1 protein-coding gene is annotated in these 947 nt (G+C 69.9%); it reads right to left on the reverse strand.

What is annotated here, in order from left to right:
- Nucleotides 1-128 precede the first annotated feature (128 nt).
- On the reverse strand, nt 129-890 hold the full coding sequence (locus tag VR45_RS17170; protein WP_045940646.1) for a DUF4239 domain-containing protein: 762 nt from the start codon (nt 888-890) through the stop codon (nt 129-131).
- Between the last annotated feature and the right edge of the window lie 57 nt (nt 891-947).

The following is a 947-nucleotide window of genomic DNA, read 5'->3' on the forward strand; positions in this document are numbered from 1 at the left end:
CTGGAAGACATTACACGCAATCGGGCTGATCCGCCGAATCGCGACAGGACGGTCACCCACCGTGGCGGCGGCCGCGGTCGGTGAACAGCCGCGGTCGATGGCCGGCCGTCGTCAGCGGATGGCTGCCGTCAGTGGGTGGCCGGCAGGCGGGCGAGGAAGATCTCGAAGGCATCGGGGTACACGGCGCTCAGCCCGTCGAACGGGTAGTTCAGCTCCTTCACCACGATGAGGGCCACACAGATCATCGCGGTCATGATCAGCGTCATCGTGGTGTGCAGCCGCACGCTCGCGACGCTGAACAGGAAGGTGAAGGAGATCGACAGCACCGCACCGAGGACCAGCGGAGCCCAGAGCAGCGGCGGGACGGCGTCCTCGATCCGGTTGAGCCTGGCCCGCCGCTCGGTGGCCAGCCCCTCGACGTGGGCGACGGCGTGTTCGAACTGGACCTGCTGGCCCGGGCCCACCGGTGCGAGGGCGTTGGTGGTGTCGCGGATCCGGTAGACCAGTTCGGTGGTCCGGAGGGCGCTCGCGTGACCGTCCCTCATCATCGGCCACTCCTCGTCGATGACGCTGTGCGCGTACCGCAGTGTCAGGGCGGTCAGTTCGGCGCCCTCGGCGCTGGGGAACTGGCGGGCGTTCCAGTACAGGCCCGCCAGGTGGTCGGCCTCGCGGAAGGTGGTGGTGCGGGCCTCGTCGGCGGCCTCCCAGACCACGATCACCACGAAGGCCAGCAGGACCGCGTAGAGCACCCCGACCATGGCGAAGATCGCGGCGGCCACCTCGTTGCTGGGCGGCCGCGCCTTGTGGAGGGGGTGGCGGGGGAGCAGACGGAGGCCCAGGGCGACGACGGCGAGGCTGCCGAACAGGATCGTCAGGTTGGACCAGGTCATAGCAGCAGTTGTCGCACGGCTCCCGGGGCTCCGCCAGGCGGGCGTCCGCCGTTCGGG

Source organism: Streptomyces sp. NRRL S-495, assembly GCF_000966955.1.
GTDB classification, from domain to species: Bacteria; Actinomycetota; Actinomycetes; order Streptomycetales; family Streptomycetaceae; genus Kitasatospora; species Kitasatospora purpeofusca.

What these genes read in the sequence shown, in the direction of transcription:
- VR45_RS17170 (WP_045940646.1), bottom strand. Translation starts at nt 890, where the DNA reads ATGACCTGGTCCAACCTGACGATCCTGTTCGGCAGCCTCGCCGTCGTC.